Annotated in this window: 34 protein-coding genes and 2 tRNA genes; 28 read left to right on the forward strand and 8 right to left on the reverse strand. The window is 51.8% G+C overall.

What is annotated here, in order from left to right:
• Positions 1–8 precede the first annotated feature (8 nt).
• On the forward strand, positions 9–479 hold the full coding sequence (locus FTO68_RS06145; RefSeq protein WP_255332506.1) for a peptidylprolyl isomerase: 471 nt from the start codon (positions 9–11) through the stop codon (positions 477–479).
• Between the two features lie 13 nt (positions 480–492).
• Here FTO68_RS06145 and FTO68_RS06150 read toward each other — a convergent pair whose 3' ends face one another.
• The 3 genes from FTO68_RS06150 to FTO68_RS06160 all read right to left on the reverse strand — a co-directional run bounded on the left by FTO68_RS06150 (position 493) and on the right by FTO68_RS06160 (position 3,524).
• Positions 493–1,314 (reverse strand): ATP-binding protein, encoded by an 822-nt coding sequence (locus FTO68_RS06150; protein ID WP_255332507.1) that lies wholly within the window; start codon positions 1,312–1,314, stop codon positions 493–495.
• Positions 1,304–3,271, reverse strand: coding sequence for an anaerobic carbon-monoxide dehydrogenase catalytic subunit (gene cooS, locus FTO68_RS06155; RefSeq protein ID WP_255332508.1), 1,968 nt, complete (start codon positions 3,269–3,271; stop codon positions 1,304–1,306). The genes FTO68_RS06150 and cooS overlap by 11 nt, the downstream gene beginning before the upstream one ends.
• Before the next feature lie 180 nt (positions 3,272–3,451).
• Positions 3,452–3,524 (reverse strand) — tRNA-His (locus FTO68_RS06160).
• A gap of 180 nt (positions 3,525–3,704) precedes the next feature.
• On the opposite strand from FTO68_RS06160, the gene infB reads away from it, so the two are divergent.
• Positions 3,705–5,480 (forward strand): translation initiation factor IF-2, encoded by a 1,776-nt coding sequence (infB, locus tag FTO68_RS06165; protein WP_255332509.1) that lies wholly within the window; start codon positions 3,705–3,707, stop codon positions 5,478–5,480.
• A gap of 69 nt (positions 5,481–5,549) precedes the next feature.
• On the forward strand, positions 5,550–5,951 hold the full coding sequence (locus FTO68_RS06170) for a 30S ribosomal protein S6e (RefSeq protein ID WP_255332510.1): 402 nt from the start codon (positions 5,550–5,552) through the stop codon (positions 5,949–5,951).
• An 18-nt stretch (positions 5,952–5,969) separates the two neighbouring features.
• Here the strand turns inward: FTO68_RS06170 and FTO68_RS06175 are convergent, their stop codons facing one another.
• The 4 genes from FTO68_RS06175 to hypB all read right to left on the reverse strand — a co-directional run bounded on the left by FTO68_RS06175 (position 5,970) and on the right by hypB (position 8,151).
• Positions 5,970–6,449 carry a DUF2240 family protein gene (locus FTO68_RS06175; RefSeq protein WP_255332511.1) on the reverse strand — a complete coding sequence of 160 codons (480 nt, stop codon included), beginning with the start codon at positions 6,447–6,449 and terminating at the stop codon, positions 5,970–5,972.
• On the reverse strand, positions 6,446–6,868 hold the full coding sequence (locus FTO68_RS06180; protein ID WP_255332512.1) for a hypothetical protein: 423 nt from the start codon (positions 6,866–6,868) through the stop codon (positions 6,446–6,448). Before FTO68_RS06180 ends, FTO68_RS06175 begins: the two co-directional genes overlap by 4 nt.
• A gap of 147 nt (positions 6,869–7,015) precedes the next feature.
• Positions 7,016–7,393 (reverse strand): 30S ribosomal protein S8e, encoded by a 378-nt coding sequence (locus tag FTO68_RS06185; RefSeq protein ID WP_255332513.1) that lies wholly within the window; start codon positions 7,391–7,393, stop codon positions 7,016–7,018.
• Positions 7,394–7,500: 107 nt separating this feature from the next.
• Positions 7,501–8,151: a hydrogenase nickel incorporation protein HypB gene (gene hypB, locus FTO68_RS06190; RefSeq protein WP_255332514.1), complete on the reverse strand. Its 651-nt coding sequence runs from the start codon at positions 8,149–8,151 to the stop codon at positions 7,501–7,503.
• 50 nt (positions 8,152–8,201) lie between these two features.
• Between hypB and FTO68_RS06195 the strand changes: the two genes are divergently transcribed.
• The 5 genes from FTO68_RS06195 to FTO68_RS06215 all read left to right on the forward strand — a co-directional run bounded on the left by FTO68_RS06195 (position 8,202) and on the right by FTO68_RS06215 (position 10,553).
• Positions 8,202–8,477 carry a signal recognition particle subunit SRP19/SEC65 family protein gene (locus tag FTO68_RS06195; protein WP_255332515.1) on the forward strand — a complete coding sequence of 92 codons (276 nt, stop codon included), beginning with the start codon at positions 8,202–8,204 and terminating at the stop codon, positions 8,475–8,477.
• On the forward strand, positions 8,474–9,127 hold the full coding sequence (locus FTO68_RS06200; protein ID WP_255332516.1) for a histidinol phosphate phosphatase domain-containing protein: 654 nt from the start codon (positions 8,474–8,476) through the stop codon (positions 9,125–9,127). Before FTO68_RS06195 ends, FTO68_RS06200 begins: the two co-directional genes overlap by 4 nt.
• A 98-nt stretch (positions 9,128–9,225) precedes the next feature.
• Complete coding sequence (locus tag FTO68_RS06205) at positions 9,226–9,474, forward strand: H/ACA ribonucleoprotein complex subunit GAR1 (RefSeq protein WP_255332517.1); 249 nt, start codon at positions 9,226–9,228, stop codon at positions 9,472–9,474.
• Positions 9,462–10,469 carry a transcription initiation factor IIB gene (locus tag FTO68_RS06210; RefSeq protein ID WP_255332518.1) on the forward strand — a complete coding sequence of 336 codons (1,008 nt, stop codon included), beginning with the start codon at positions 9,462–9,464 and terminating at the stop codon, positions 10,467–10,469. Before FTO68_RS06205 ends, FTO68_RS06210 begins: the two co-directional genes overlap by 13 nt.
• A 12-nt stretch (positions 10,470–10,481) precedes the next feature.
• Positions 10,482–10,553, forward strand: a tRNA-Ala gene (locus tag FTO68_RS06215).
• A gap of 1,056 nt (positions 10,554–11,609) precedes the next feature.
• Here FTO68_RS06215 and FTO68_RS06220 read toward each other — a convergent pair.
• Complete coding sequence (locus FTO68_RS06220; protein WP_255332519.1) at positions 11,610–11,948, reverse strand: hypothetical protein; 339 nt, start codon at positions 11,946–11,948, stop codon at positions 11,610–11,612.
• 105 nt (positions 11,949–12,053) lie between these two features.
• On the opposite strand from FTO68_RS06220, the gene FTO68_RS06225 reads away from it, so the two are divergent.
• The 20 genes from FTO68_RS06225 (at position 12,054) to FTO68_RS06320 (ending at position 21,767) form a co-directional block, all read left to right on the forward strand.
• Positions 12,054–12,299, forward strand: a complete 246-nt coding sequence (locus FTO68_RS06225) for a hypothetical protein (RefSeq protein ID WP_255332520.1) — start codon at positions 12,054–12,056, stop codon at positions 12,297–12,299.
• Between the two features lie 187 nt (positions 12,300–12,486).
• Positions 12,487–12,837, forward strand: coding sequence for a hypothetical protein (locus tag FTO68_RS06230; RefSeq protein ID WP_255332521.1), 351 nt, complete (start codon positions 12,487–12,489; stop codon positions 12,835–12,837).
• Positions 12,837–13,100, forward strand: coding sequence for a hypothetical protein (locus FTO68_RS06235; protein WP_255332522.1), 264 nt, complete (start codon positions 12,837–12,839; stop codon positions 13,098–13,100). The genes FTO68_RS06230 and FTO68_RS06235 overlap by 1 nt, the downstream gene beginning before the upstream one ends.
• 152 nt (positions 13,101–13,252) lie before the next feature.
• The gene (locus FTO68_RS06240) at positions 13,253–13,645 is read left to right on the forward strand and encodes a hypothetical protein (protein ID WP_255332523.1); all 393 of its coding nucleotides are present in this window, start codon (positions 13,253–13,255) and stop codon (positions 13,643–13,645) included.
• Positions 13,646–14,110, forward strand: a complete 465-nt coding sequence (locus tag FTO68_RS06245) for a hypothetical protein (protein WP_255332524.1) — start codon at positions 13,646–13,648, stop codon at positions 14,108–14,110. It begins immediately after the preceding gene.
• Positions 14,110–14,487 (forward strand): hypothetical protein, encoded by a 378-nt coding sequence (locus FTO68_RS06250; RefSeq protein WP_255332525.1) that lies wholly within the window; start codon positions 14,110–14,112, stop codon positions 14,485–14,487. Before FTO68_RS06245 ends, FTO68_RS06250 begins: the two co-directional genes overlap by 1 nt.
• Positions 14,488–14,670: 183 nt before the next feature.
• Entirely contained in the window at positions 14,671–14,958 is a 288-nt protein-coding gene (locus FTO68_RS06255; RefSeq protein ID WP_255332526.1) for a hypothetical protein, read from the forward strand.
• On the forward strand, positions 14,958–15,083 hold the full coding sequence (locus FTO68_RS06260) for a hypothetical protein (RefSeq protein ID WP_255332527.1): 126 nt from the start codon (positions 14,958–14,960) through the stop codon (positions 15,081–15,083). The genes FTO68_RS06255 and FTO68_RS06260 overlap by 1 nt, the downstream gene beginning before the upstream one ends.
• Positions 15,084–15,317 carry a hypothetical protein gene (locus FTO68_RS06265; protein ID WP_255332528.1) on the forward strand — a complete coding sequence of 78 codons (234 nt, stop codon included), beginning with the start codon at positions 15,084–15,086 and terminating at the stop codon, positions 15,315–15,317.
• The gene (locus tag FTO68_RS06270) at positions 15,301–15,540 is read left to right on the forward strand and encodes a hypothetical protein (RefSeq protein WP_255332529.1); all 240 of its coding nucleotides are present in this window, start codon (positions 15,301–15,303) and stop codon (positions 15,538–15,540) included. Before FTO68_RS06265 ends, FTO68_RS06270 begins: the two co-directional genes overlap by 17 nt.
• Before the next feature lie 189 nt (positions 15,541–15,729).
• Complete coding sequence (locus FTO68_RS06275; protein WP_255332530.1) at positions 15,730–16,170, forward strand: hypothetical protein; 441 nt, start codon at positions 15,730–15,732, stop codon at positions 16,168–16,170.
• A complete protein-coding gene (locus FTO68_RS06280) occupies positions 16,170–16,337 on the forward strand; it encodes a hypothetical protein (RefSeq protein ID WP_255332531.1) in 168 nt (55 codons plus the stop codon). Before FTO68_RS06275 ends, FTO68_RS06280 begins: the two co-directional genes overlap by 1 nt.
• On the forward strand, positions 16,330–16,875 hold the full coding sequence (locus tag FTO68_RS06285; protein WP_255332532.1) for a hypothetical protein: 546 nt from the start codon (positions 16,330–16,332) through the stop codon (positions 16,873–16,875). The genes FTO68_RS06280 and FTO68_RS06285 overlap by 8 nt, the downstream gene beginning before the upstream one ends.
• Position 16,876: 1 nt before the next feature.
• The gene (locus FTO68_RS06290; RefSeq protein WP_255332533.1) at positions 16,877–17,557 is read left to right on the forward strand and encodes a type IV secretory system conjugative DNA transfer family protein; all 681 of its coding nucleotides are present in this window, start codon (positions 16,877–16,879) and stop codon (positions 17,555–17,557) included.
• Position 17,558: 1 nt separating this feature from the next.
• A complete protein-coding gene (locus tag FTO68_RS06295; RefSeq protein ID WP_255332534.1) occupies positions 17,559–17,909 on the forward strand; it encodes a hypothetical protein in 351 nt (116 codons plus the stop codon).
• The gene (locus tag FTO68_RS06300) at positions 17,909–18,070 is read left to right on the forward strand and encodes a hypothetical protein (protein ID WP_255332535.1); all 162 of its coding nucleotides are present in this window, start codon (positions 17,909–17,911) and stop codon (positions 18,068–18,070) included. Before FTO68_RS06295 ends, FTO68_RS06300 begins: the two co-directional genes overlap by 1 nt.
• A gap of 305 nt (positions 18,071–18,375) precedes the next feature.
• Positions 18,376–19,368, forward strand: coding sequence for a hypothetical protein (locus FTO68_RS06305; protein ID WP_255332536.1), 993 nt, complete (start codon positions 18,376–18,378; stop codon positions 19,366–19,368).
• A gap of 259 nt (positions 19,369–19,627) precedes the next feature.
• Complete coding sequence (locus FTO68_RS06310) at positions 19,628–20,941, forward strand: hypothetical protein (protein WP_255332537.1); 1,314 nt, start codon at positions 19,628–19,630, stop codon at positions 20,939–20,941.
• Positions 20,938–21,285 carry a hypothetical protein gene (locus FTO68_RS06315; protein WP_255332539.1) on the forward strand — a complete coding sequence of 116 codons (348 nt, stop codon included), beginning with the start codon at positions 20,938–20,940 and terminating at the stop codon, positions 21,283–21,285. Before FTO68_RS06310 ends, FTO68_RS06315 begins: the two co-directional genes overlap by 4 nt.
• Positions 21,286–21,485: 200 nt before the next feature.
• Positions 21,486–21,767: a hypothetical protein gene (locus tag FTO68_RS06320; protein WP_255332540.1), complete on the forward strand. Its 282-nt coding sequence runs from the start codon at positions 21,486–21,488 to the stop codon at positions 21,765–21,767.
• Position 21,768: the final 1 nt, after the last annotated feature.

The following is a 21,768-nucleotide window of genomic DNA, read 5'->3' on the forward strand; positions in this document are numbered from 1 at the left end:
CACTATGCATGACTGATGTACAGAGCGGACAGAAGGTTCTGCTGAAGACGACGATGGGCGATATCACCATCGAGCTCTTTGATGATATGCCGATTACTGCCGGGAACTTTACGAGCCTTGTGAAGAAGGGTTTTTATGATGGGATCATCTTTCACAGGGTTATTGCCGGATTCATGATTCAGGGCGGCGATCCAAAAGGCACAGGGACTGGCGGGCCCGGATACACCATCAAAGACGAGTTCTCGCCAAAGAGAAAGAATCTCCGTGGAACGATTGCAATGGCAAACGCCGGACCGAATACAGGGGGCAGCCAGTTCTTCATCAACCTGGTAGACAACACCTACCTCGACTCAAAGCACCCTGTCTTTGGGCAGGTCGTTGACGGGATGCAGGTCGTCAATGCCATCGGCAAGACGAAGACCGGTCCAAACGACCGTCCAAAGACCGAAGTGAAGATCATCTCGGCAACGCTTGTCTGAGTACTTATTTCCTCTATTTTTTTAATAGCAGGGTAGCGATCCCTGCGATAGCTTCTGTGAGCGGGCGTTTCTCTCCGGCTGCAAGTGCTGTCAGTTCTTTTTGTCTGGTGAGCCCCTCATCATACGGAAGATGGAATACCTCTGCAAAAAGGTCTGTATCTCCGAGAATCTCACGGGATATCTGGAAGTCTTCTTCATTCCGAATTTTGTTTATGGCAAGGAACCGGTTTTGAATGCCCAGTTCGCCTGCGAGTTCGGCGGTTCTGCATGCCGTTCTGAGTGCCTGTGCGGTTGGCTCGGATACTGCGATCAGGTGCGAAAAACCCCTGCCAAGCCCGCGGCCGAAATGCTCAAGCCCGGCGGGGGTGTCCATCAAAATTGCCTCCCCATCTTTTACGCGAACCTGCCTTGCGATACTCCTGATGATGGTATTCTCAGGACAGAGGCAGCCGCCCCCGGCGGAGTCCACAGTTCCCATAACGAGGAGGCCTATCCCGTCTGCTCTTCTGGTACCACAGCGGGTGACAATATCCGAGAGGTCGGGGTTGAGATTGATGATCCCTCTTCCTCCCACTTTCTCCTCCAGATATGCCCTGTTCTTTGTTACAGGAGTAATCTCAGATTGTGAGAATCCAAGTGAATATGAGAGATCTTCCTGTGGATCAGCATCAATTGCAAGGACAGAGAGCCCTCTCTCTCTCAGCTCACCGGCAAGGAGAGCGGTGAAGGTTGTCTTCCCGACACCGCCTTTCCCGGTGACAATCACCCTGAGTCCTGAAAGTGGCTGTTGTTTTCCGCTTTTTTGCGGGATTCGCTTTTTCCTCTCAGATGCCAAGTGCTTTCCTCTTCTCCTCAATGTGGGTTATAATCAGCTCTGCTGCCTTCAATGGATCGGGCTCAACTGCAAACTTCGCATTCACAACGCCTTCCAGCCCGTTGGTGAGGAGATCGATAACAGCGGGGCTGCCGCTGATATTCGGCATCGGTCCAAGGACGGTATAGACGCCGGATGCAACAAAATATGCTCCTATGGATACTGCCTTCTGCGAATACCATTCAGGTGCCGCACCCGCAACCGGGAGCTGATGGATGCCAACGCCGAGGGTATTTGCAAGAGCTGCCAGGAGGACAAGGATTCGTGAGCAGTCTACACAGGAGCCCATATGAAGAACCGGCGGGATGCCGACTGCCTTGCAGATCCCTTTCAGCCCGTCACCGGCAAGGAAACAGGCATCTGGTGTTAGGAGACCTGCCTTTCCTGAGGCAACTGCTGCACACCCGGTCTCAACACAGAGGATGTCATGCTTGATCAGTTCCTTTGCCAGGGTTACGTGCCCATAGTCGTGTTTGATCTTTGGGTTATTGCACCCGACGATCCCGACAGCACCCCTTATCTTTCCGCTTGCGATGGCATCGACAAGTGGCTGAAGAGTCCCCCCGAGTGCCTTTGTGATCGCTTCCACCGAGAATCCTGCAGTCACTGCAACTGGTTTTCCCGGTATGAAGATCCTCTCAGGAATCCTGTTTTTGAAGTTTTCAACTGCGGTCATGACGATTGTTTCAGCCGCTTCGGTGGCATTCTCAGGCGAGAACTCGACATAGTAGGAGCCCGGTATCTTTGCCTTCTGGCTTGTCGAGATGATCTTTGTATGGAAGCAGCTTGCCGTTCGTGGGAGTGAGGGGAAGATACACTGGTAATCTACAATCATCGCATCAAGCGCACCTGTTGCTATCACCAGTTCCTGGTTGAAGTGGTTGCCTGCCATCGGGATGCCTCGCCGCATCAGGAGTTCGTTGCCTGTACAGCAGAGTCCGATGAGGTTGATGCCGGTTGCCCCGTTCTTCTTTGCGAGAGCCTGCATCACTTCGCTCTCCGCAGCCTCAACGATCATCTCCGACAACATCGGGTTGTGGCCATGGAGCGTTATATTCACCTGATCTTCTTTGATAACGCCGAGGTTCATCATCGACTCTACAGGTGTCGGGGTGCCGAAGAGGATGTCGGAGACCTCTGTTCCAATCATCGATCCGCCCCACCCGTCTCCAAGTGCGGTTCTCAGACCATGGAGGAGCATGTTGGCGTAATGTGCCCCGACACCCATATGGACGCGGTGCATCGCCTCAACAATCTCCCGGTCAATCCCCCGCGGCAGGATGCCTGCTTCTTCCCAGATGGCGTATGTGGCATCCGGGGCTCTCCGGCAGAGTTCTAATTCACCTTTGATCGTCCCGAACTCATCAAGGAAAGCAAGAGCAAGATCATGGGCCACCTCGATTGCCGCACGGTCGGTTGGGATATTGTACTCTTCTGCAATGGCAAACAGCTTTTCAGTGTCTTTAATAGTATAGCCGCTGCTTTCTCCTTTACCTACAAGCAACAGCGTTTCTGCAATCTCCCTCCCATGATCGGAATGGGCAGCTGCACCAGTTGTTAGCATATCAAGCAGGTTCCGGGCAACAATCAGATCTGCATCTGCTCCGCAGACACCCCGCACACGGTTCCGTTCAGGGATGATCCGGCACGGCCCCATCGTACACCTGCTGCAGGAGAGGCCGGTTGAACACCATTTGCACTGCGGCTCCTGCATCTCGCTCCTGTCCCAGACGGTCTCGATACCTTCTTTCAGGCAGTGCTCAATCGTCTTCTTTGCGAGTTCGTCGATCGTCCGCTCCTCCACCTTCTCGTGGATCACCTTCGGGTTCATGAGGGACATCTTCGCCCTATCAAGCTCGCAGGTCTCCATCCGTTCGCCCACAAGCTGCGGTTTTGGCTTTTTTGTTCCATCAGACATGTTCATTCACTCCAGACTGGTGAGATGCACCTTCTTCATCTCATAGCGATGAAAGAGCGCAGGGGCTCTTATAGGTAACGGTGTAGGAATGAAGACGCAAAATTGTCCAACAAGCCAATTTTTGAAGGATATAAGGAATTATTGCCATTTTTACAATTATTATGAGAAAAAGGTGATTCAGGCCAGGGCCGGGACTCGAACCCGGGTCAAAGGATCCACAGTCCTATAGGATGTCCAGCTACCCTACCCTAGCATAAATGCTCGTTATTATTATAGGTAAACAGTATTGAACCTAACGGATTGCACCCTGCCAGCTTCTCATAACAGGTTCACGAAGGGCTCTCAAAAGAATATTAATACTCCGAATGCGTTATAGTGTATCACTTTTCGGTGTAATCCGAGATATCACGGCTTTTCGGAGGGAGATGGAGAAATGGCAAAGAAGAATATCAGAACACCTATTGTCTGTGTACTCGGCCATGTCGACCACGGCAAGACGTCGCTTCTGGATAAGATCAGGGGCTCTCAGGTCGTTGACTCTGAAGCTGGCGCCATTACCCAGCATATCGGGGCGACACTGATACCAATCGAATCCATACGCGAGATGAGCGGGGTTTCGGCTGCAACCGAGATCAATATTCCCGGCCTCCTCTTCATCGATACTCCCGGACACCGCGCCTTCACCACTCTTCGCGCACGCGGAGGGGCACTTGCGGAGATAGCGATCCTTGTTGTTGATATCAATGAAGGGTTCAAGCAGCAGACCCAGGAAGCCCTCCAGATCCTGAGAAACTGTAAGACCCCGTTTGTCATCGCGGCAACGAAGGTGGATCGCATCCCGGGATGGCGGATCCATCCGAACGAACCATTCCAGAAGACATTTGCCAAACAGAATGAACGGGTGCAAGGGATCCTTGAAACCCGTCTGTATGAGCTTGTCGGGACACTCTCTGATCTTGGGTTTAATTCGGAACGATATGATCGTGTCAGGGATTTTGCACGTAACATTGCCATTGTCCCGTCTTCGGGGATCACCGGAGAAGGTGTGCCGGATCTCCTGATGGTGATGATAGGCCTTGCCCAGCGGTACCTCACCGAATCGCTCAGGATCACCGCTGAGGGTCCGGGACAGGGAACTGTGCTTGAAGTGAAGGAAGAGCGGGGTCTTGGGATGACACTTGACCTGATCCTCTATGATGGCATGCTCTCAGTAGGCGATGAGATTGCAGTCGCAGGAACAAATGGGTGCATTGTCACCAAGATCCGCTCCCTCTTAAAACCAAGGCCGATGAAGGAGATCCTAATCGAAGACCGGTTCGAACGGGTGAAGTCGGTGACTGCGGCAGCGGGGGTCAAGCTCTCTGCGCCAAACCTGGATGATGTGATCTCGGGTTCCCCTCTCCGGGCAATTAAAGGGAATCGCCAGGAGATGATCGATTCAATCGATGCCGAGATGCAGGCTGCAAATATCTCCCTCTCAGGTCTTGGGATCAGCATCAAGGCAGATACAATTGGGGCGCTTGAGGCGCTCTCAAAGGAGCTGGAGGCAAAAGAGATCGAGATCATGCGTGCCGATGTAGGTCCAGTCAGCAGGCATGATATTATTGAGCTGGAGACGATGCGCGACCCTCTCCATAAGGTGATCATCTGCTTCAATACCGATATCCTTCCTGACGTATCCGAGATGCTGAAGGATCCACGATATGCGGATATCGTCGTCTTCTCCGGCGATATCATCTACCGGGTTATTGATGATTATACTGAATGGAGGGATGAGCAGATCCGCCGCCATAAAGCTCAGCAGTTTGAAGCAGTTATTATGCCTGCAAAGTTCCAGCTCCTTCCAAACTGCGTTTTCAGGCAGAGCGGTCCTGCTGTTGTCGGTGTCCGTATCCTTGCCGGGATTCTCAGGCCAAAGGTTGACCTGATGGCGCCTGACGGCCGCACCGTCGGGACGATCAAGATGATGCAGGATAAGGGGGAGACCGTCACCGAGGCAACAGAAGGAATGGAGATAGCAGTCTCCATTGACGGCCCGACTGTGGGGCGCCAGATCAGTGTGGGTGATACCCTGTATGTGCAGATCCCTGAGCGGCATGTGAAGGTGCTTGAGACTGAGATGATGGCGCATATCAATATCAGCTCACAGGAAGCCCTTGCCGAGTATGCCATGATCAGAAGAAAGGAGAATCCCTTCTGGGGTAAGTAGTATAAACCGGGACACTCAAACAGTATGGGTACTTCGGCTTCGAAATAGAACGAGGAGTTGTTTCAATACATGGTTGACTTAAAAATTGTTGTGTCAGACCCAAAAACCGGCCGTTCCTACAATACTGTAGCAGGTGGGGGTGCAGCTGGCGCCTTTATCGGAAAAGCAATATCATCCAGAATTGATGGTGGCGCAATCGGGCTTGACGGGTATAGTATCGAGATCACCGGTGGCAGTGATAAAACCGGGATTCCCGCACGGAATGGCCTTCCGGGTTCCTCCCGTCGCCATCTCCTTATTGGGGGCGGTGTTGGTTTTAACCCGACAAAGAAAGGTGAGCGAAGGCGTAAGACCGTCCGCGGATCAGAGATCACACAGGACTTTGTCCAGATCAATGTGAAAGTCGTTGAATACGGCGCCACTCCTCTTGCTGATATCCTGGGCCCAAAAGAGGAAGCAAAGGCTGAATAAGCCTTTCTTCTTTTGTTCTCAATCGCTTTTTGAATTTGTTTGTGTCATGAGCTTTTCTTTGAGCTCAGGTTTGTATGTTCCAAATGGAACCTGGTACCGTCGCGCCAGTATCACGACTGCTGCTTCGGGCATCAGGTTTCCAAGGAATGTATCTGAGATGATACGGTTCATCTCAGCATAGATCGATTGCGTTTCGGCTCCTGCTTTTCGTGCAATATCCGCAACCAGCCGCTCGACAGGGTCATGCTTTTCAAGGACGTCTCCTGATGGCTTGAATCCAAGCGGTATATCCACCTCTGCAGGATCAAAAGCAGGGACAAATGTACCATCCTTCTGGATGATCAGACCCTCATCACGTGCCCGCTCGAGAAGGAGCGCAGCCTGATCCTTGTTCATCCATTTACGGTCAATTGAGATGTAATAGATGAACTCAACCTTTTGAAGCCGCTCTTTTCTCAGGTGTCTGAAGGCTGCTGCCACAACCGTCTTCAGGCTCAACTGAGAGCACCTTTCAGCAGATTCTTCAGATCAAGCGAGTCAATCTCGCCCGTTCTTCCCTCATGAACGATGAAACACTCGACCCTTCCCCTCTTGTCATCGACTCTGAGCAGGAAGGTATAATCTGCTGCAGGATACCGGCCATCGCCCTTCAGAAGCGTGTCTCTGATCCGAAATGTGAAATCTGCACGTTCGGTGATATCTGAGATGAACTCCGTATCTGTCCTGACCCTCTCAAAGCCTGTCTTATCTGAGGCGATCTCGACTTTGATCTCACGTTTAAAGAGGCCGAGATCTGTTCTGAAGTTCGTCTGCTTCCCATCCATCCTGCATATTGAAGAGATTGCACGGGAGAACGGCACGTCATGATCGAAGACGAGATCACAACGGTTTGGAAACTGGTAGGAGATGCGACGCATAATACTCGTATATGTGATGATACATGGCATAAACTCTCTCCCCCGATTGGCTGGTGCGCAGTGGAAGGATGCCTGTGTCATTTGCCCGAGGTCTGCGCAAATTGGCTTTTGCTTTGTAGAAAAATGTGAAAAAGAGGTTTTATCGGTTTATTCGATCAGAACGGCGTTGACAGTGCCGTCCTGGCTTGGGCGGGATACGATCTGGGCGCGCCCGATCTCTGTCTTGATGATGGCGCCTTTTGTAAGGAGGTTTCTCCGGACATAGTTTGGGTTTGCGGAGTTGGCCTCGACTTTCTCGATGGCGACTTTCTTTGTTATTCCGGTTTTTCTGTCAGAAACAGAAGCGAATTCTGCACGGAGTGCCCGTATCTTGCTGTTACCTCCGCGGGTGCGGATGATGCGGGTACGGGTGGTTCCGATGACTGTATCTGCCGGAGATCTTCCGATCTCAAAACGCTTCTTGCCTTGTGCGGAGTGGTAGCGTCCGCCTGTTGATTTTCGAATTGATCTTCCTTGCCAGAGCATTGATTCTCCTCGTATCAGATAGTATCTCGCGTATGGGTTTTCCCAAATTGGAGTTCTCTATATATCACTTTACGAGATATTTAAGTTTGGGTTCCTTTATCTCCTGATCATTCCGAAAGGATGGCGTCAAGAAGTCTCTCCGTGCCATCGCCTGTCTTCAGGTTTGTACGGAATACCGGCATTTCAGGATTATATCTCCGAATATCTTTCTCCATCCTGTCGAGGTTGGATCCGATCAAAGGCGCAAGATCGACTTTGTTGATGACGGCAATATCGCCCCCCCGAAACATCATCGGATGCTTGTTCACGACATCATCACCTTCTGTTGCGCTGATGACGACGATCCGCTTCTCAGCGCCGAGCTGAAAATCGGTCGGACAGACCATATTGCCGACATTTTCGATGAAGAGGATGTCGATATCGTTGAGGGGAAGGTGCTCCAGTCCATGTTCGACGAGGTGGGCATCAAGATGGCATTCTTTTCCGGTATTTGCATTATATGCCGGGATGCCTGTTCTCACAATACGCTGGAAATCGTCATCGCCATAGACATCGCCTGCAATGGCACCTGCGCGAAGCCCCCGCGCCTTCAGGATTGGCACCAGCTTCTCGATAAGCGCGGTCTTTCCGGAACCAATAGCACCAAGCAGATCAAATGCCCTGACGCCGTGTTCTTTAAGGTGGCGTGCATTTGCCTCTGCAAGGCGGGTATTGCCATCAAATATGTCCTTTTCCATATGGACGTCGATATGATGCATATAGATACTTGGCGTGATCTGTTTATAGGTTCATCGCGGATCTAGTAGGTATGGGAACTCGCCGGATCCTGTACCCCTGTTACTTCAACCCTTCACTGACACGTGCAGAAGGCAGGAGGATCAATACAACGTATGCATTGAAAGCTCCAAAGATCCAGGAGATAGAGCGGGCGGCTCGGCAGGTTGGCGCGACTAATACTGAGATAGAGCCGCATTCCCACCCTGCACACTGGTTCAGGCGCGAAGGCCGCCTTGTGCTCGACTGGAACGGGAGCAAGGAATCGCTGATTAAAAAGGTTTCACGAAAGCTTGCGGAGAGGCAATGATCGGCATGTACGATTTCCATTGCCATAGCACTCTCTCGGATGGCGATATGCTCCCGATCGAGATGATCAGGAGGATGTCAGTTCTTGGCTATTCGACTGTGGCAATCTCTGACCATGTCGATGCAACCAATCTCTCTGATGTTACCGGTGCAGTCAACAGGTTGAAGCAGTCTGCATCACTCTTTGGTGTCCGGCTCCTCTGTGGGGTGGAGATTACTCATGTCCCCCCTGAAGAGATCCATTCAATTGCCCGTGAGGCAAAAGAGCTCGGGGCCGATATCGTTCTTGTGCATGGCGAGACGGTTGTTGAACCGGTGGCACCGGGCACAAACAGGGCCGCAGTCTCCTGTAAGGATGTTGATATTCTTGCTCATCCTGGTCTAATTTCTCGTGAGGATGCGCAGACGGCGGCAGAGAATGGCGTATATCTTGAGATCACATCCCGGAACGGGCATAACAGGACGAACGGGCATGTGGTACGGACGGGACGCGAATGTGGGTGCGAACTGATCGTCCAGTCTGATGCCCATGAACCGCGTGACCTGCTGGATCGTGAGGCCAGATGGCTGGTTGCACGCGGTGCAGGACTAACTGAAGATGAAGCGTTACGAGTGCTGAGTCCTGAGAGAAGCCTGTTCCACCGCTTCTAACTTTTATATGTTGTCGATACTTTTAAATAGGATCTAAAACACATATATAATTATATAAAGTTACCGAATTGCATTCGGATATCCCATGAGGCTTAAATTTGAAATTTGCAGGACGAATACTCCGTAATTGTGGTGATCGCCTTCTGGTTGCAGCGTGTGACGCAGGACAGCTGCCGCCGCTCTTCTGTGATGTGGTGGATAGCCGTATGAAACCGGTTGGACGGATAGTTGATTTATTTGGAAATATAGCAGCTCCCTATGCGACGATCATATGCCAGAATGATTGCCGTGTTCTGGAAGGGGAGAAGCTCTTTGTGAAAGAGAAGGTGAATAAATGCAGGAGATAGAGAAGTTAAAGCAACTAAAATCTGAGCGTGAAGCACAGAAATTACGCCAGAAAGAGGTTGTAGTTGAGAAGAAGAAGTACGAAGAGCATATCCAGACTGTCTGCCCTGAGTGTGGCGGGAGACAGCTTATCCATGACTATGAGCGGGCCGAACTTGTCTGCCAGGGCTGCGGCCTTGTGCTTGATGATGACTTCATCGATCGCGGTCCTGAATGGCGTGCCTTTGATCATGATCAGCGGATGAAGCGATCCCGTGTCGGTGCCCCTATGACCTTTACAATCCATGATAAGGGTCTTTCGACGATGATTGACTGGAGGAACCGCGACAGCTATGGCCGCGCCATCTCATCAAAGAACAGGGCACAGCTGTACCGTCTCAGGAAGTGGCAGCGGCGTATCCGTGTCTCGAATGCTACCGAGCGGAATCTCGCATTCGCCCTCTCCGAACTTGACAGGATGGCATCTGCCCTCGGTCTTCCGAGGAATGTCCGTGAGACGGCGGCGGTCGTCTACCGTGATGCTGTAGACAAGAACCTGATCCGCGGACGTTCCATCGAAGGTGTCGCAGCTGCTGCCCTCTATGCGGCCTGCCGCCAGTGCAGTGTCCCACGAACCCTTGATGAGATTGCAGAAGTATCCCGTGTCTCGCGGAAAGAGATCGGCAGGACATACCGGTTCATCTCCCGTGAACTTGGGCTCAAGCTCTTACCAACCTCCCCGATTGACTATGTGCCGAGATTCTGCTCGGGCCTGACCTTAAAAGGTGAAGTGCAGAGCCGTGCCGTTGAGATCCTCAGGCAGGCAGGAGAGCGGGAACTGACGAGCGGACGGGGTCCGACTGGTGTTGCCGCCGCCGCCATCTATATCAGCTCGATCCTCTCGGGTGAGCGACGGACCCAGCGTGAGGTTGCCGAGGTGGCGGGCGTCACCGAGGTCACCATTCGGAACAGATATAAGGAACTGGCTGAAAAATTAGATATAGAGATTATTCTCTAATCTTTTTGCCAGGGGCTCGTAGATCAGGGGTAGATCGCTACGTTCGCAACGTAGAGGCCGCGGGTTCAAATCCCGCCGGGTCCATCTTCTTTTCGGTATTCGGGCTTATTCCGGTCGTTATTAGGATCGTTTTGTTTTCAGAATTTGTTTTAAGCGCATTTATCGCACTATCGAAGAATCGGGATGCGTTAAAGCCTTCGTTCTTGATGAAAGTGTGATGATCAGGATCGATACTGAGAGTGATCCTTTTCCTGATTCTCTCAGGTAAAGGGCAGATTTCCTTTTTTGCCTTTGATTTCATTTTCTTTTCTCCTGTGCGTACATGTGCGTACGTGTACGCACACTTTAGTACCGCCCTAACATTTTGAAAGGTCATAAAATGAGAGGAACTTTTTAAGGGTGAAGGGGGGATCCCGGCTGTAACTTACAATGATGGGGGCCTTCCGGCTGTATGTTTTCTTTAAGTATGAAGAGATCCGGACGGGCCGGGTGATCTTCCTGGAGGGGTGAAGGGGGATCCCGGCTGGGTGGAGATCCTGAGTACCTGCAGTACGGCCGGGCCGGGTGATCTTCCTGGAGGGGTGAAGGGGGGATCCCGGCTGGGTGGAGATCCTGAGTACCTGCAGTACGGCCGGGCCGGTTTTCGATCAAAAAGTGAGGTTTTCCACTGGCATAGTGGTTTTCCACTGGCATAGTGGTTTGCCACTGGAAAAGTGATCGTTTTTCATGAAAAATGAGATGGTGATCCGGGGCTGATATGGCCTCAGATCCTCAGGATATGATCCCGATCTGAAAACTCCTCAGAATGAGCTTATTTTTCAGGGGTGTTTTTTGAAAAAATGAAGGGTTTTCGATCAAAAAGTGGGGGTTTTCCACCGGCAAAGTGGTTTGCCACTGGAAAAATGATCGTTTTTGGGGGTAAAGTGATGGATCATCCTCTGAAAAAGATGGCTGATATGAGCGGTTTTCTTGGGGGATGGTGAAACGGGGGGAGATACGGGCTTATTCTCATAAAAAAGGTATAGGGGGGGTGGAGATCTCTATTAATATTATTGATAACATAATTTATGTTATTACTACTACTGTACTGTACTCTGTACTCTATACTACTACTACTACTACTACTTTTATCGAGGAAGATTATTGTTCGCCGTCATGCTCCTCCTCCTCATAATCATCAAAGGGCTCTATTATCTCCCCTACTCTATTAGGGAGAAATTTAGCTTCAATGACGAGACGATCGGGGTCAATATTATAATCGTTCATAATCTCTTGTTTAATATAATCTATACATTGTTGATGGATCAGTGTGAGAATATGATCCCTGTAATAGCTTACAATTAAAGTTTTGATAACTTGCGCATCTGAATCAATACCATATTTTTCAAAGAGGTCTTGTTTGATTATTTCATACTTCTCATTAAGAGGTGCATTCATCGTGAGTGTTAACGATCTCACCATTTTATCTTTTTTAACCATAATCCACTACTAATTGGTTATAATATATATATAAATATCTGATCTTTCTCTTACTTTCACACTCCGACCGATAAACTTATTAAAAAAACAGTATTAGTAATTATTATGCCGCAAAAAACGGTAAAAAAATTAGATGGCGGTGAAACGTCTCTAAAAGCCAGTGTTAACCTAAACGGTGGCGTTCTGGCTATGTATCGAGATCTGAAAGCTAAACTCACCTATCCTGATGCTGCTGATACGGTAGTTATCAGGCTGATTATTCAATCGGCGCATAAGGCTGAGTTTCCATCACTCTATCCTCAGGATGAGGGGGAAGGGCGGCCTTCTGGCGATATCATCATAGGATCGTGATCTCATGTCCTGGAAGAACAAGTTATCAGGCCAGAACGGCCGGGGGGGCCTTCCGTCCAAAGATGATCCCTCCGCTGACCGTTCACCTGGGGCCTACCTCGGATACAGATCCGCTTTCACGGCTGCACTCCGGGGTATAGAAAAATGCTCCGTGTATGATATAGATGTTGTCATAGAACAAAACTCTATGCTGCGGTCTCTTTTTGAGTATAAGCGGTATGAAAAGACGTATTCGCAGATTTTAGTACCATATAATCAGTATGTGGTGATGAAGAAATGGGCGGCTCGACTGGAGATCCCGGCCTATCTGGTAGTTGAACAGGGGCGCGGTAAAGGGCCGGGTTCCGGTGAAGGCTCTTCTTTCTGGGTGGTAGAGTTTAATCCGGCTGAACGGCCGGTTGATCGTCCTGGCGTGGAGATGAAAGGATCGAAGGGCCTGTTTGCTCCCTGGTCTGCTGAAGAAGGCGCGGTACTATCTGCTGAAGACTTCACTGAATTTTGCCAATGGATCGCGCGTGGCCGGGTGGGTGATCTCTGATGAAGATTGATATTTCCATCCCTGAAGAGCTGGCAAAAGCTCTTGATGAGTATAAGGCATCGGGCCGGTCTCCCGATGTTTTGGTATCAAAACTCCTTGCTGCTTACTTCACGGGGGGGTCTTATGAACCTGATGTTTCACAAGTTGATTCCGGGATCTTGCTGGATATTCTCCAGACAGATCTAGAACGGATAAAGGATCAGCTTTCCCGCATCATGAAAGAATGTGCTGATTTGGGTATTGAGATCCGGGGGCGATCCTGATGGTTCGCATTTCTACATCAATATCTCTCTCTGAAGAGAATCATCAACTTTTAAAGAATTATTGTGAAAATTCGGATGCTAAGGTATCTACTCTAATTAACCGTCTTATAAAAGAGTATTTTACCGGGGATCGCTCTGAAAAGGATAATTCTATGGCGGATATTCGGTATGAGATCCTCAAGAAACAGACTGAGAAACTCAAGGAAGAAGTAGCGGCTCAATGGGAGGCCATCCATGCGGCTATATCCGATCACGGCGCGGCCTCTGAAAAACGGATCTCTGAGAAACAGAAACAGGAGGATCAGATCCTTTCCCGGCTGGAGAAAGAATTTTCCGATATCCCGATCCGTGATGGTGCTCTTCAGTACCGTGCCTGGGCTCGCTCCCTGAAACTTGACGGTTCCGATCCTCAGGGTATCATCAAGAATCGGATCGCGTCTATTGCGACACTCACCGGGGCCTCTCGGGCCGATGTCATGGCGATCGTTGGCCGTGACTATCCGGGCATGACGGAGATCCTCAATGCTGATCCGGGGGTGCTCTGAATGACCCTTCTTGAAGATATCGAGATCTGCGATCGGGTGATTGAGAACCGGCGTAAAGAATTGAAAGAGATGGAAGATCACCGGGCCGGCCTGCTGGCTGATGCTCTGAAGCGCGGGATCACGAAAGAGGATCTCCCTCATGGCCTGTATCTCCTGATGCCTGAGAAGCGGATCAGGTATGTTGTCAATACCGGCCGGCTGGCTATTGAAGATCCTGATTGGGAACGACACGCACATATACCGGGGCCTGAAGTGATCCGGCTGCTGGGCCGGGATCGGGTGCGTGATCTGGTAAAGGATCTTGTCACGGCTGATGATTACCTGGAGGCCTTGAGGGTCAACGTGACCGATCTAAAAAAGGCCCTGAAAAAGCGGGCTATGTCATACCTGGATAAAGAAGAGGAGATCACGGGGTATCATGTGCATTATGATCCCCGGCCGATCCGGGTGGGGGGTCGATCCTGATGCCTTTAGACTTTAAATCTCAGGCTGAGGTAGTGGCCTATCTCCGTGAAGCGTCCGAAGATTGCCGGGGCCTCTCTGTATCATGCCGGGCCCGGGGATCCATCCTGGATGCTCATTATCTGGCCGGCCGGGCTGATGCGTTCTCCCTGGCTTCTGCTCTCATCGAGGCCCTGCCATCATTCAAGGGTGAGAAGACGGGGGCCTCTGCTCCCTCTCCTGAGGGTGGGAAAACTAAGCGGGGCGGCGGACGGCCTAAACGTGATCCGGCGGCTGATGGCCGGATCGTCTGTGCTGCTGAATGGACGAACGGCTTTAAAAACGATAATTTGAACGGCTATTGTATAGAGGTTCTTACGGGTGATCCTGATGAAGAGTGATCGGGATGATCTCCCGCTCCTTATGTGGCATTGTGTTTCATGCGGGGGCCGTCCGTGTTTCTTTGTTACTTGCGGCGATCCCGGTACGCGTAACATGGATCATGTGGGATGCCTAAATCCTCAGGCGGCCCGGCTGGGGGTTGTTCCGTCCTGGCAAAAGATCTTTGAGGGGTTTGATCTCTTATGAGTCTGAAGGTGGATCAGGCTTGGGCTGATGAGTACCTGAAGAAGAAGAACCGGGATCCTCCTGTCCTGCCTGAGTCCTGCGCTTGTGCTGATCTCCGTGTGCCGGATATGCGAGAGGGTGATCCCTGTCGGCGGTGTGGTTCCGGGTTGCCGGGGTATAGGCGTTCAATATGTCCGGCTGGAGAGGGGGATCCCTCTGATGGGTTGTTGCTGTTATACGTCTGTGAGGAGTGCGAAAAGAAGACGGTGAAGCGGATCATGCGGCGGGGCCGGGGTGATGAGTGATGACGATCAGAGATCACATTATCCGGGCTGAATATCCCGCGCTCATCCGGGCGGTTTATGAGAAACACGGCCGGGGCCCTCCTGGTAACGTCTGCATCTCCTCAGATCCGGCCGGGGGTGGATGAGTGAGTACCGGGGGGGCGGATCTCCTCCTCTTTATGGAGCGGTGCGGCTGCTGCTCCTGGTATAGGAAAACAGAAGGCGGCGATTTTGCCGGGGTGAGGCTGGACTATTGCCGGTATTATAAGCGGTCTGTCTATGATGTCCTGGACTGTGAACTGGGGGGGCGGCCTCTGGTGAAGAGGCCGCTATCAAAGGATCAGAAGGATCTTTCCCGGTTCGGTGATCCCTCTGCTTGAGATCCTGAAAGGGATCGGGGTGATCCTGGGTATGGCCGGGGCGGTCTGTGTGGCCTCCTCATCTCTCTCTGTGAGGGCGGGGGGCTTTATGGCGTGGATCGGGGCTAATACTGCCTGGGTGGCTGTGGGTCTCATCACTGAGGATCTGTATCTGTTCTCCCTATTTGGGTTCTATCTGATGACGGCTTGGCTTGGGCTGAGGGTTGCGGTGAGGGGGATCTGATCCCTGTTTTCTCCTGATTTCCTCCATTGTTCCTATCTCTTTTTCTCCTCTTTTCTCCTCTTTTCTCTTATGCCGAGGAAAAACCTTAAAACGCTTAAATGCGTGGCTTGCGGGCGGATCTGGACTCCGCGCGATCCTAATCGTCCTAAATATAAGTGTCCGACTTGCGGAAAATACACCTTTGAAGAAGTGGTAAAAGATGCCTCAAAAACCGATAACACTCCTGGATCTGGCCCTGACGGGATATCTGTATCTTCTGCTGATCCTGTTGATCCTTCTGATCCCGGTATTCTGGAGGGTGATACCGATAATCCGATCGTGGCTGGAGAAAAAGAGGTCTCGATACTTTCGGAGATCCCGGCGGCCTCCGGTGTGTCTGGATCTCCTCTGGAGGAAGAGATAGATCCCGGCCATCCTCCAGGCCCTTCTCCCGTACCGGCGGCCGGTCTTGGTGGTGGTCTCTGGATCGGTCTGGTTGTCCTGGTCGCGGGTGTGGTCTCTGCTCTCTGGTATCTCTATCAGAAAAAATCCCTTGCTGAGGATCTGGAAGAGGCGATCCCGGATCGCTCCTATGGTGGAGATGGTGATCTGTATGGCCGGGGTCGTGCAGCATATCGGGGGCGGGCGTAATGCTTGGGGCTATGGGTGCGATCGGGCGGCTGGCTGGGATAGCTGAAAGGCTCCTGGATGATACCCGGCTGAAAGAGAAGTGGGAGAAAGACGGCCGGGTAAAGGGCCGGGTAGAGATTGATGAGTATGATCTGATCTTTGAGCTTGTGAGGCGTTCTGATGACTGATGACGATCTCCCTAAGAACAATAAGGATATTACTGATGATCTGCTGGACTTTGATATCTCGGATGAAGAGGATCCGATCGGCTCTCCTGAGGGGTCTGGAGGGGCTGAGGATCGGGGTGATCATCCGGCGATCGCTCTCCTGGATATGGCGATCAGTACCGGGGCTGACTACTGCAAAAAAGAAAGGCTCCCTCCTCCAAACACGGCCGTTTATGATGGCTTCTCCCGGCCGTTCCTGAATAGTGCGTTCTGGCACTATTTCCCCGATGGTTCCGTACCAGATGATCCCCGGCTCGGTCTTGTGGCCGGGCTGGCCGGTCTTGCTCTTGCTTGCGCTCCTCCTGCTATGGCGATATACAAGAGAGAAGAGGAGAAGAAGAAACAGAAAGAGAAGAAGAGAAGAGATCCTGATGAAGAGGGCGATCAGGCTGAGATCAGAGAAGAGCGGCGCCGGGCTCCTGCTCCTGTCGATCCTCATCCGGGGCCGGTTCCCTCCTGGATGTCCCGGCTCGATGATATGATGGTCCCGGGGATCTGATATGGATCTGGATCTCTCCGGGTCTGTGCATCGGCTGATCGCGGGGCCTACTGGCAGCGGTAAAAGTTACTTTGTGGGATCCCTGGTTGAACAACTACGAAAGGAAGAACGGCCGTTTATCATCCTGGATACAAAGACAAAGAATCACGGCGGCCTGATCTCCCTGGCTGGAGTGGTGCGGGTGGTGATCCGTCCTGGGAAAAGTTACAATTGGGATCGGCTGGTGAAGTATCCCTATGTCCTGGTTGTACCGTCTCCCCGGATGATGATCGGAGATCTGATCGCTCATTATACTGATCTCCTGGATCGGCTGTATGCGGCTGGAGAAGAGCGGGTGATCATCGTTGAAGAGGCTCATAACTTTAACAAAAATGCTTATTCTCCCTCTCCGATCCTTGAGCTCATATCAAGAGAAGGCCGGGGCCGGGGGATCTGTCTCTGGTTCCTCACACAAAGGATACAAGACTTTCCAAAGCTTCTATGGTCTCAATGCTACTGGTCTTATCTGCTTAAATTCCTCATTCCTCAGGATATCCGGTATGCTGAAGCATTGATCCCGGACTTCTCCCTGATTAACCGGGATCTTGATAGGCATGATGTACTCGAGTATGATCATATTACTGGTAAGCATAATATTATCAAGGCTCATGAAGTAACCAGATCATCAAAGCATCTGGGATGATATGATGGCTGCTACAAAGGCACAAAGCACAAAGAAGGGCCGGGATAATTACGGCCGGAATTATGACCGGGGGCGGTCGTGTGAAGAGAAGATCGCTCGATCGCTGCGTGGGTCTGGGTGGTCTGTCTCCCTCTCTCCTGGTTCGCGGGGCTGGGATCTTACGGCTCGGAAAAATGGCCGTACAAGAAGAATACAAATAAAGTGCCTATCATCCCGGCGGATCGGATCTGCTGCTGTTGCACGTACGCGGATCGCTCATCGTCCCTGGAATATCAAGACGATCCCGGCGGGTGCTGAGGTCTGGGTGATTGATGCAGACGGTCGGCGGTATATCATCCGGGGGCCTGCCTGATGGCTGGAGAAGAGAGAAAAGGATGGTGGAAGATCTCTCTTTCCAATCGGGTATATGATCGGCTGAAGCGGATCCGGGCGGATCTGGAGAGAGAGGCCGGGGGCCGGGTCTCGTATGATCAGGTTATGGATCGGCTGATCTCTGATTACCGGCGTTCATAATTGTTCCTATCAATTAATCTCTTCTTTCCTCTATTCTGAGTATGGATCCTGTTGTATTTGGGGTTCTTGGATTCCTTGCGGCGGTCGCTCTGCCTTTTGCAGCGTGGACGTTCGTAATCTATGTTAGGGCCTCTACGGCTCTGTTCTCTGAAGAAAAATCCTGAGGTTAAAAAAATATGGCTCTCAATGTTGAAACCGGCGTAAATGCCGCTAAAGAAGCGTTCTTCAGAACTGCTTTACCGCTCCTTGTGGGATCGTTTGTTGTTGCGCTCATTTTTGCGTTCATGAAAAAGTGAGGTCTGATCATGGCTTACCACAAATACAGAACGTTGAACGATACCCTTTCCCGCGTCAATTCGACTGTACGCCTTCCGCGTGACACGGTGATCGATGCTCTCCTTCTAAGGTGTCAGATTGAAGTGACCAACGGATCCGGCACGTCCTGGACGGGTACTCATCTTGACATGATGAAGGCCCTTGAAGAGATCCGGGTGATCAGTGATGGTACTAACGTACACTATGCCCTGAATGGCCCTGATATTGCAATGCTGAATGCCTATACCGGGGCCTATGGTGGCAGTCATCCGGGCTCATCTGCGATCACTATTGCGAATGGTGATGCTGGCACGGTGGATCTTGTCCTTCCTCTGAATGAAGGGGATATCCTGGCAGTGACGAAAGATTCTCTTGAATTAAAGGGTGTGTTTGCGGCTGAGATTGCGGCTGATCTGGATGTCACTGATGTATCGATCGTGCCTACGATCTCTGAGAATGTCTATACTCCTGAAGAGTTCGCGGGGATGTATGGCGCAGAACTTGAAAGGGCGGCTGAACCTAAAGTGTACGCTCTTGGGGCTCAAATCGGCGCAAATACCGAATTGACCGGGGTTCTTGACCTTCCGACTTCTACCCTTCTCAGGCGTGGCCTGTGTCAGTTCCGTAACGGCGCGGGGGTGCTTGGTGCTGCTGATCCTCTCAGGTTCGGTCTCATCGTGACGGCTCCCGATCGCCGGGAGTTGGTGAACGTGAACTATGACACTTTCCGGGGGATCCAGAACTTCAAGTATAACGCTGGATCGGCTCTCCCGGCTGGTACTGTCTCGATCGACTATGCTTCAGAAGTCACCGGGGATGGCTTCGGGCTCCGGGGCTGGAGATGGACAAAGGGAGATTATGAGCTTGCAGTCCGTACGAACAATGCGGGATCTCTCCGGTACGTCTCCTGTGAGCATGTCGTAACTCCGGCGGTCTTTGAGGCCCTGGGCGGGGCTGTACTTGAGGGGCGGCCCGGCTTCTAAATTCTCTCCATTTTTGGAGGTGTGATCAATGTTCGGCGGTCTATTCAAAGCTGGATCAAAGATCCTTTCCTCCCTTCCTCCGATCAAGGTTCCTTCACTGCCTAAGGTCTCTATTCCTCAGGTGAAGATCCCTCAGATATCGATCCCTAAGATCACGGTTCCTTCACTGCCTAAGGTCTCACTTCCTCGGGTGAAGATCCCTCAGGTATCGATCCCTAAGATCACGGTTCCCTCTCTGCCTAAGGTCTCTATTCCTCAGGTGAAGATCCCTCAGATCTCTCTTCCGGCTGTGAAGCTTGGGATAGGTGCGGGCGCGGGGGCTCTTGCCGGGGCTGCTGTTGGTGGTCTTGGATCTGCCTTGCCGAAGATCTCCCTGCCTGATGTAGGGGGGGCGGTCTCTGGTACGGTATCCGGGATCGGCTCTGCTGTATCCGGGGGGATCTCCTCTGTGAGTGCAGCGGCCGGGGGCCTGGGTGCTGGTGCTTCTGGTATTGCAGCGGGGGCCTATGATTGGACGTACTCCTCCTATGACGAGGCGGAAAAGAAGATGGGAAGTGAGGATCCGGGTGAACGGCTGGAAGGGTTCGGACAATATGCCGGTACTTTAGGTTTTCATGTTCTGGCTCCGGTGGAGCTTGGGAATGTCGTTTCTGCTCATGCAGAAGGGCGGGCCGGGGATCTGACTTTAGAAGATTATGCCTGGGCCGGGTTCGATGCCGTTTTCCTTGCTTCCATTCCGTTTACCGGGGGGCTTGGATGGGTTGCTCGGTCTGGGATCAGGACGGCTATAAAAGGCGGTGGTGTTATGGGAAAAGGAAAAGTTGTTAAAGGAGTTCCTAAGGCCTGGACGGCTCTTAAGGGCTTATTTTCCGGGGCCTCAAAGGCTGGGAAAATTGGAGATGTTGGTAAAATAGGCAAAGCTGGCAAAGCTGGAAAGGCCGGGAAAGGTGCGTCTGAGTTTGCGGCGTATCAAAAGAAGATGGCCTCTCAGATAAAAGCGTATCAGAAGAGTATGGCCTCTCAGATCAAAGCATATCAGAAAGGCGTTGCTACTCAGATCAAGGGTGTACAGAAGAGTGTCAAGGGCATTTCTGGGGCCGCTCCTGCTTCGCGGTCTCTCCTCCGTCCTCTGGCAGCTGCCGGGGCGATCGGTGTCGGCGGGGCGGGTATTACTGCTCTCATGCTGGGTGCTGGTGGAGGGGATCAGGTTACGGGCTGGGATGATGGCCTGGGGGATCCGGCTCTCACTCCCGGGTACTATGATCAGTCTGGATCTCCTCTCTGGGATTCATCCATGTTTGATCTGCCGTACGATCTATCTGAGGATTGGTACTCAGATTATGGATCGGCGGGGTATTATCCGGCTGCGTATCCCGGCGGGGATGCTCTGATGCCTCTGGAGGCTTACTCTCAGGATATGCTTGATTATATGCCATTCGGAGAGGAGATCAACCAGAAAGGGATCGCTTTCCCGGTGCTTCTCCTGGGTGGTCTGGCTGTTGGGGCCGGGGGGCTGTATCTGTACAAGAACCGGGCGAAGATCGGCCGGAAAATACGGGGGATTAAGAAATGAGTCTATATCCATTAATCCGGCCTCTGAAGGCGGGGGGGGCTTCTGCTCTCTCTATCTCAAGGGCTGCGTTCGGGAAAGCGGCGGCGGGTCTTAAATCCCTCCCTGAGGGTGCAAAGGTTACTATGAGTAAGCTTGGCCGTTATGCTGCCTATCCGGCGGGTATTGGTGCGGGCGTGGGTCTGGGATCCCTGGCAGCGGGTGAAGGGATCCGGGCTGGGTTCGGTTTTGATCTCTCTGATCCGGCTGGCGTTAAGAAAGCGTCTGGCACGATAACCGGGGTTGCGATCTTTGCGGCTGTGGTGCTGCTCCTGGTCTTTGTGTACTTCAAGGTGATCAAAGGATAGGGGGGGGCTGATTGTGTTTTTTGATCTTCAACTGATCGCGATCCTTCTGGCTATCCTCGGACAATATGCGATCATGTTTGCCGTGTATCGGGATCTTCAAATGATACAAACTGAGTTTTCCCTGTGTAAATATCACCGATCCGTGACTCAGATCGGGGATGCTCTGCGTAATGGTGAAAAAATCTGGAAGGATGATTAAAATGACGTTTAAAGGCGTTGCTGAAAGGATCGGCCGTAAATATGCCATGTGGAACGCTAACCGGATCCGGGGTGTCCTGGTAGATGATACCTTCAAGGCTGATGGCCGGGTTCTCATGTATCACGCGGCTTCTGATCGGCTGGTGTATGTCGATCTTCCGTCCGGGGGCTCTCCGTTTGTCACCCTGGACGGTGGAGATCCGGGTACTGGTGGATCGCTCCTGATCGATTGCGGCGATCCGGGATCTGTTGGTGGTGCGATCATACATTGCGGGGGTGTTTAAA

The organism is Methanocalculus taiwanensis (genome assembly GCF_024372745.1).
Taxonomy (GTDB): Archaea; Halobacteriota; Methanomicrobia; order Methanomicrobiales; family Methanocorpusculaceae; genus Methanocalculus; species Methanocalculus taiwanensis.